Source organism: Micromonospora echinofusca (assembly GCF_017614955.1).
GTDB classification, from domain to species: domain Bacteria; phylum Actinomycetota; class Actinomycetes; order Mycobacteriales; family Micromonosporaceae; genus Micromonospora; species Micromonospora echinofusca_A.
The window spans coordinates 1-6400 of the sequence record NZ_WVUH01000378.1; the positions used below are offsets into that span (position 1 = coordinate 1).

Sequence of the window (6400 nt, forward strand, 5' to 3'; positions counted from 1 at the left end):
GGGCAGGACCGGGTGGAGTGGGGTCAGGACGGGTCGCCGGCACCGGAGGCGGCCAGCAGGGCCACCCCGTGCGCCGGGGCGTGCGGCTGGTACGTCGCCGGGCCGGCCAGCTTCGCCCGCAGCCGGTCGGTGTCCGGGTGGTCGAGGTCGTCGAAGATGGCCAGCGCGTCCCGCCAGGCGTGCCGTGCCGCACCGCGGTCGCCGGCCGCCTGGTGGGTGTCCCCCATGTTCTCCAGCACCTCGGCCTCGTCGTACCGGTCGCCCAGCTCCCGGTGCAGCAGCAGCGCCCGGCGGTAACAGGCCAAGGCCCGCTGGTGCTGGCCGAGCTGGTGGCGGACGTACCCCAGGTTGTCCCAGGCCAACGCGACGCCGTGCCGGTCCCCGTTCTCCTCGTGCAGCGCCAGGGCCTGCCGGCAGCAGGCCAGGGCCAGCCGGTGGTCGCCGAGCCGGGCGTGGAAGAAGGCGAGGTTGTTGAGCGCCTTGGCCTGCCCGACTCGGTAACCGCTGGTCCGGTACAGCGCCAGTGCCCGGTCGGCATGGGTCACCGCGTCCCGGCGCCGGCCCTCGCGGGCCAGCACCCAGCTGATCCCCAGATGGGTGTGCGCCTGCCCGGTGTCGTCGCCCAGGTCCCGGTAGAGCTCCAGGTCGCGTCGGTAGTGCCGGTGCGCCTCGTCGTACCGGCCGAGCCAGGTGCAGCAGATGGCCAGCCCCCGGTGTGCCCGGGCCTGCCCGGCCGGGTCGTTCTGCCGCTGCGCGGCGAGCAGCGCGGTGTGCTGCACGGCGGCCAGCTCCGGCCAGTGCCCGCGCCGGTCGAGGTAGGTGGTCAGCGCGGCGGCCAGCCGCCAGGCGTGCCCGTCGAACCCGGTGGCGGCGGCCTGCGCGACCGTGCCCAGCAGTACCTGGTGTTCGGTACCGAACCACCGGGTCGCCCAGGCGTGGTCGGTCCGGGCGTCGACCGTCACCCCGGGGCGGGCCGGTTCGAGGTCGACCGGTTGGGCGAGCCGGTACGGGTCGAGCAGGTCGTCCGCCGCGTGGGTGGTGTGCAGGTAGTGGTCGAACAGGCGGTGCCGGGCGGCCTCGCGCTCGGCGTCGCTGTCGTCGGTCCGGCACAGTTCCGCGGCGTAGGCGCGCAGCAGGTCGTGCAGGGCGTACCGGCCGGGCACCGGCTCGACGAGCAGGTGCGCCCGGGTCAGGGTGGCCAGCAGCGGGCGGACCCGGGCCGGTGGCAGGCCGGTCAGGCTGGCCACCGCCGGCACCGCCACGTCCGGCCCGGGGTGCAGCCCCAACAGCCGGAACAGCCGCGCCGAGCCGGCGTCCAGCATCCGGTACGACCAGGAGAAGACCGCCCGCACGTCGGTCGACGGGTCACCGGCGTCCAACGCGTCCAGCGGTCCGGCGGTCTCGGCCAGTTCGGCCAGTTCGGCGGCGAGCGCGTCCAGTGGGAAGGCCCGGTTCGCCGCCGCCCGGGCGGCCACGATGGCCAGCGCCAGCGGCAGCCGGGCGCACCGGTGCACGATCTCGTCCACGGCGAGCGGTTCGGCCGCCGCCCGGTCCCGGCCGAGACGCCGGCCGAGCAGTTCCCGGGACTCGGTGGGGGAGAGCAGGTCCAGGGTCACCGGGTGGGCGCCCTCGGTCACCACCAGGCCGGTGAGCCGGTCCCGGCTGGTCACCACGACCAGGCAGCCACCGGCGCCGGGCAGCAGCGGGCGTACCTGGTCGCAGTCGCGGGCGTTGTCGAGCACGATCAGCATCCGTCGGTCGGCCAGCAGGGTGCGGTACAGGGCGGCCTGCTGGTCCAGGTCGTTCGGGATCCGCTGGGGTGGTACGTGCAGGGCGGCCAGGAACCCGCGCAACGCCTCGTCGGGGGCGACGGCCCGACCGTCGAGGTCGAAGCCGCGCAGGTTGACGTAGAGCTGCCCGTCGGGGAACCGGTGCGCGACCCGGTGCGCCCAGTGCACCGCGAGGGTCGTCTTGCCGACCCCGGCGGTCCCGCCGATCGCGGAGACGACCACCGCCCGGCGGGTGTCCGCCCCCGGGGTGGTCCCGGTCTCCGGCAACAGCCGGTCCAGTTCGCGCAGCGCCGCCGCCCGGCCGGTGAACCCGGCCAGGTCGGCGGGCAGTTGCGCGGGCGCGGTGGCCGGCCCGGGTCCTGGTTCGGGTACGACCGCGGCCGGGGTCACCTCCTGGCGCAGGATCCGCAGGTGTGCCTCGGTCAGCTCGGCGGCCGGCTCCACGCCGAGCTCCTCGACCAACCGGTCCCGGGTGTCGGCGTACAGTCGCAGGGCGGCGGCCTGCTGACCGGTGCCGGCCAGGGCGAGCAGGCACCGGGCGACGAGGGCCTCCCGGAGCGGATGGGCGGCGACCAGGGGCTGGAGGGTCCGCAGCACGTTGTCGTACCGGCCGAGCGTCAACTCCACCGAGGCGAGCTGTTCGTACCCGGTCAGCCGTTGCTCGTCGAGACTGTCGGCGGCGGCCCGGACGAACGCCCCCGCCGCGCCGGTCAGCGCCGGGCCGCGCCAGAGCGCCAGGCCCGTGGTGAGCTCGCGGGCCGCCGTCTCGGGATCACCGGCCCGGACGGCTGCCCTGGCCCGGGACGCGGCGTGGGTGAACCGGGCCAGGTCGAGGTCGTCGTCGGCGACGGCCAGCCGGTACCCGCCACCGGTGCTGGCCAGCACCTCCGCCAGGCCGGCAGGTCGCAGCGCGGAGCGGATCTGCGACACGCAGACCTGCACCTGGGTCCGCGCACTGCTCGGCGGGTCGTCCCCCCACAGTGCCTCGGCCAGGTGCCCGGCAGAGACCACCCGGCCGGCGTTGAGCAGCAGCAGGGCCAGTACGGCCCGCTGCTGCGGTCGACTGATCGGCAGGACCCGTCCGTCCACGGTGACCTCGACGGGACCGAGGACGCGCCACCTCATACTTCCTCACCAACTGTGATTACCCAGCGACATCCTAGGGGTTGTCGGCCCGACCGGATCGGTGCCAAGCGGTCAGATAGTGGACGCCTAGGGAACCTCCGCACGCTCATTTCCACAGAGAGCCACGACGGGTGGGCCGTAATACACCACGCGACGTGGCCGGTCCCGTGCCATGAAGGAGTCGGAAATGCGTGTCAACAAGGCGATCACCGGGGTGACCGGTGTCCTGGCCCTGCTGGTCGGCGTGGGGGTGGCGGGCTGGGCCGCGCCGGCGGCGGCGGAGCCGGCCGGGCTGGAGACGAGCATCGAGTCGACCGCCAAGAACAGCGTGGACAAGGCGATCACCGCCCCGTGTCCGGTGGGGAAGGTGGTCACCGGCGGTGGCGGTTACCTCAACACCTCCTCGGCCGAGGGGCGGGTCGGCCTGGACCGGCTGGAACCGTTGGCCAACGGTACGGGCTTCGTCGCCACGATGCGCGAGGTCGGCGCGGTCGACTACGCCGAAGACTGGCAACTGAGCGCGCTCGCCATGTGTGCCACCCCGCCGGCGGGTTACCAGGTGGTGGCGGTGACCGGGGCGGTCGGCACCGAGTACGTCACGGCCAGCTGCGGCACCAAGAGCGTGATCGGCATGGGCGGCCGGATCAACAGCGGTCTCGGTGAGGTCGTGCTGGACCAGGTGGTGCCCTCGTTCGACCTGAGGTCGGTCACCACCCGGGGGGTGCGGGTGCAGGGCTCCGCCCTGGCCGGTTGGAGCGTGACGGCGTTCGCGGTGTGCGCCAACACCCCGGCGGGCCTGGAGCGGATCTCGATCCAGTCGGACAACGAGAGCGCCCAGCAGCATCAGGGCATCGTGGCCTGCCCGGCCGGCAAGTCGCTCTACGGCGCCGGAGCGGACATCAACGCCGGTAACGGCCAGGTCCTGCTCACCGGGGTGAACATCACCACCGAGAACACGGTACGGGCCTGGGCGAACGAGGACGGCGACGGGTACGGCGGGAACTGGAGCTTCAACGCGTACGGCATCTGCGGCAGCTGACCAGGGAGGACGTCCGGCTCCACGTCGGGTCCGCTCGCACCCGAACGGACACGACGTGGAGCCGTCGGGCGGTCAGCCCAGCAGCCAGCGGTCGGCCGGCGGATGGCCGAGGAAGTGCGGCAGGGCGAACTCCCAGCCGTACGAGCCGGCCATCGGGAAGACCACCAGGTCACCGGCGCGTACCCGGGACACCGTCACGTCCCGGGCCAGGGTGTCCTCGCTGGTGCAGAGTTCCCCGACCACGGTCACCGGGGCGTCGTCGACCTGCGGCCGGGGGTACGGGTGCGGCCAGTCGTCGACCGGGAGCACGGCGAACCGGTGCGGGATGTCCCAGGAGACCGGCAGCGCGAAGTGGTTGATCCCGCCGCGCAGCACCACGAACCAGGTGCCGTGGGTGTGTTTGACGTCGACCACCTCGGCGGCGTACCAGCCGGCGTCGGTGACCAGCCAACGCCCCGGCTCCAGCACCGTCCGGCAGCCGGCCGGCGGGGTCAGCCCGGCGAGCAGCGCACCGAACCGGTCCAGGTCGAAGCCGGCGCCGCCGTCGAACGGCACGCCGAGGCCACCGCCCACGTCGACGGTCCGCAACTCGATCCGGTGGGCGGCGGCGGTGCGGGCACTCCAGTCGAGACACCACCGTACGTACCCGGCGTGCGCCGCCGCGTCCAGGTTGTTGCCGACCGCGTGCACGTGGAAGCCGACCACCCGCAGGTCGGGCAGGGTGGCCGCGAGGGCCAGGACGGCCGGTACGTCCGCCTCGGCGACCCCGAACGCGGTGGCGGCACCGCCCATGGCCAGCGCACCGGTGACCGTCACCACGTCCGGGTTGACCCGCAGCGCCACGTCCACCCGCCGGCCGGCCCGCGCCGCGACCGCCTGCAACCGGTGCAGCTCCAGCGGGCTCTCCACGTTGACCACGTCGACCCCGGCCGACACCAGGGCGGTCAGCAGCGCCTCGGTCTTGGCCGGCCCGGCCGCGACCAGCAGCCCGTCCGGCCGGACCCGGCGGGCCAGCGCGGCCTCGGCAGCCGACGCCACCTCGAACCCGTCCACCTGCGTGCCGAGGGCGGACACCAGCGGAGGGTGGGAGTTGGCCTTCACGGCGTAGCAGACCCGGGCCCAGTCGGGCAGCGCGGCGCGCAGCGCGCCGGCCCGCTCCACCGCGACCGCCGGGTCGTAGAGGTAGCCGCTGACCGGCTCCGACCCACCGGCGCGGGCCCGCAGGGCGGCGCGTACCGCGGGTGGGAGCTGATCTGTGCGGAGGCACGGTCGGCCGGCGGCGGACGGCGGAAGCTGCACAGGACCCCCTTTTGCCTAAGGTTAGGCTCACCTTATAGCCTGCGGTGGTCCGGGTCCCTCCGGCGCCTCGCCCGACCGAAAGGCTCCCGTTGTCCACCGCCCCCGCCACCACCCGCCGTACCGGCGCGGCCTGGCTGGTCGTCGGCGCTGCCGCGCTGCTCGGTGCGGTGGCCCTGAGCTTCTTCGTCGGCGCCCGCGCGATCAGCCCGACGGTGACCCTGGACGCGCTGCGGGACTTCGCCGGCACCCCGGAACACATCATCATCCGGCAGATCCGGCTGCCGCGTACCCTGCTCGGGCTCGCCGTCGGCGCCGCGCTCGCCGTCGCCGGGGCGGTGATGCAGGGCCTGACCCGCAACCCGCTCGCCTCCCCGGAGGTCCTCGGCGTCGGCAACGGCGCCGCCTTCGCCGTCGTACTCGCCATCTACCTGGTCGGCATCACCAGCCCGTACGGGTACGTCTGGTTCGCCGTCGCCGGGGCCGCCGTCTCCGCCGTGGTGGTGTACCTGCTCGCCGGCGCGGGGCGGGGGACCGCCACCCCGATCCGGTTGGCGCTCTCCGGCGCGGTCCTCGCCGCCGCCACCTTCTCCTGGACCAGCACCCTGATGGCGCTCGACGAGCGCACCCTCGACGAGGCCCGGTTCTGGATCGCCGGCTCACTCGCCGGCCGGCCGACCGGGGTGCTGCTGGCGGTGCTGCCCTTCCTCGTGGTCGGCGGCCTGCTCACCGTCCTGCTGGTCCGGCCGTTGGACGCCCTGGCCATCGGGGACGACGCCGCCGCCGCGCTCGGCTTCGACCCGGTCCGCTACCGGCTGCTCGGCGCCCTCGCGGTGACCCTGCTCGCCGGGGGCGCGGTTGCCGCCGCCGGCCCGCTGGCCTTCGTCGGCCTGGCCGCCCCGCACCTGGCCCGGCAACTCGTCGGCCCGGACCACCGGATCCTCCTGCCCGCCTGCGCCCTGTTCGGCCCGACCCTGCTGCTGCTCGCCGACGTGGTCGGCCGGATCGTGCTCATCCCGCTGGAGCTGGAGGTCGGCATCGTCACCGCGTTCCTCGGCGCGCCGGTCCTGATCATGCTGGCCCGCCGGGCCCGGGTGGTGGCGTCGTGACCACCACCGTCACCCCGCCGGTGCCCGCGTCGGGTACCCCC

General features: G+C 74.6%; 4 protein-coding genes. 2 read left to right on the top strand and 2 right to left on the bottom strand.

The genetic code is table 11. The features are described 5' to 3' along the window. Positions 1 to 23: 23 nt before the first annotated feature. On the bottom strand, positions 24 to 2915 hold the full coding sequence (locus GSF22_RS28850) for an AfsR/SARP family transcriptional regulator (RefSeq protein ID WP_208816998.1): 2892 nt from the start codon (positions 2913 to 2915) through the stop codon (positions 24 to 26). Between the two features lie 187 nt (positions 2916 to 3102). Here GSF22_RS28850 and GSF22_RS28855 point away from each other — a divergent pair, with 187 nt between their 5' ends. Continuing rightward, positions 3103 to 3954, top strand: coding sequence for a hypothetical protein (locus tag GSF22_RS28855; RefSeq protein ID WP_208816999.1), 852 nt, complete (start codon positions 3103 to 3105; stop codon positions 3952 to 3954). A gap of 72 nt (positions 3955 to 4026) precedes the next feature. On the opposite strand, the gene GSF22_RS28860 is transcribed toward GSF22_RS28855, so the two are convergent. Then, positions 4027 to 5253, bottom strand: coding sequence for an alanine racemase (locus GSF22_RS28860; protein WP_307804416.1), 1227 nt, complete (start codon positions 5251 to 5253; stop codon positions 4027 to 4029). Between the two features lie 89 nt (positions 5254 to 5342). Here GSF22_RS28860 and GSF22_RS28865 point away from each other — a divergent pair, with 89 nt between their 5' ends. After that, positions 5343 to 6359 carry a FecCD family ABC transporter permease gene (locus GSF22_RS28865; RefSeq protein WP_244454318.1) on the top strand — a complete coding sequence of 339 codons (1017 nt, stop codon included), beginning with the start codon at positions 5343 to 5345 and terminating at the stop codon, positions 6357 to 6359. Positions 6360 to 6400 lie beyond the last annotated feature (41 nt).

Excerpts from the sequence above, each read along its gene's own strand:
- GSF22_RS28855 (WP_208816999.1), top strand. The coding sequence starts at position 3,103 with ATGCGTGTCAACAAGGCGATCACCGGGGTGACCGGTGTCCTGGCCCTG.
- GSF22_RS28850 (WP_208816998.1), bottom strand. The coding sequence starts at position 2,915 with ATGAGGTGGCGCGTCCTCGGTCCCGTCGAGGTCACCGTGGACGGACGG.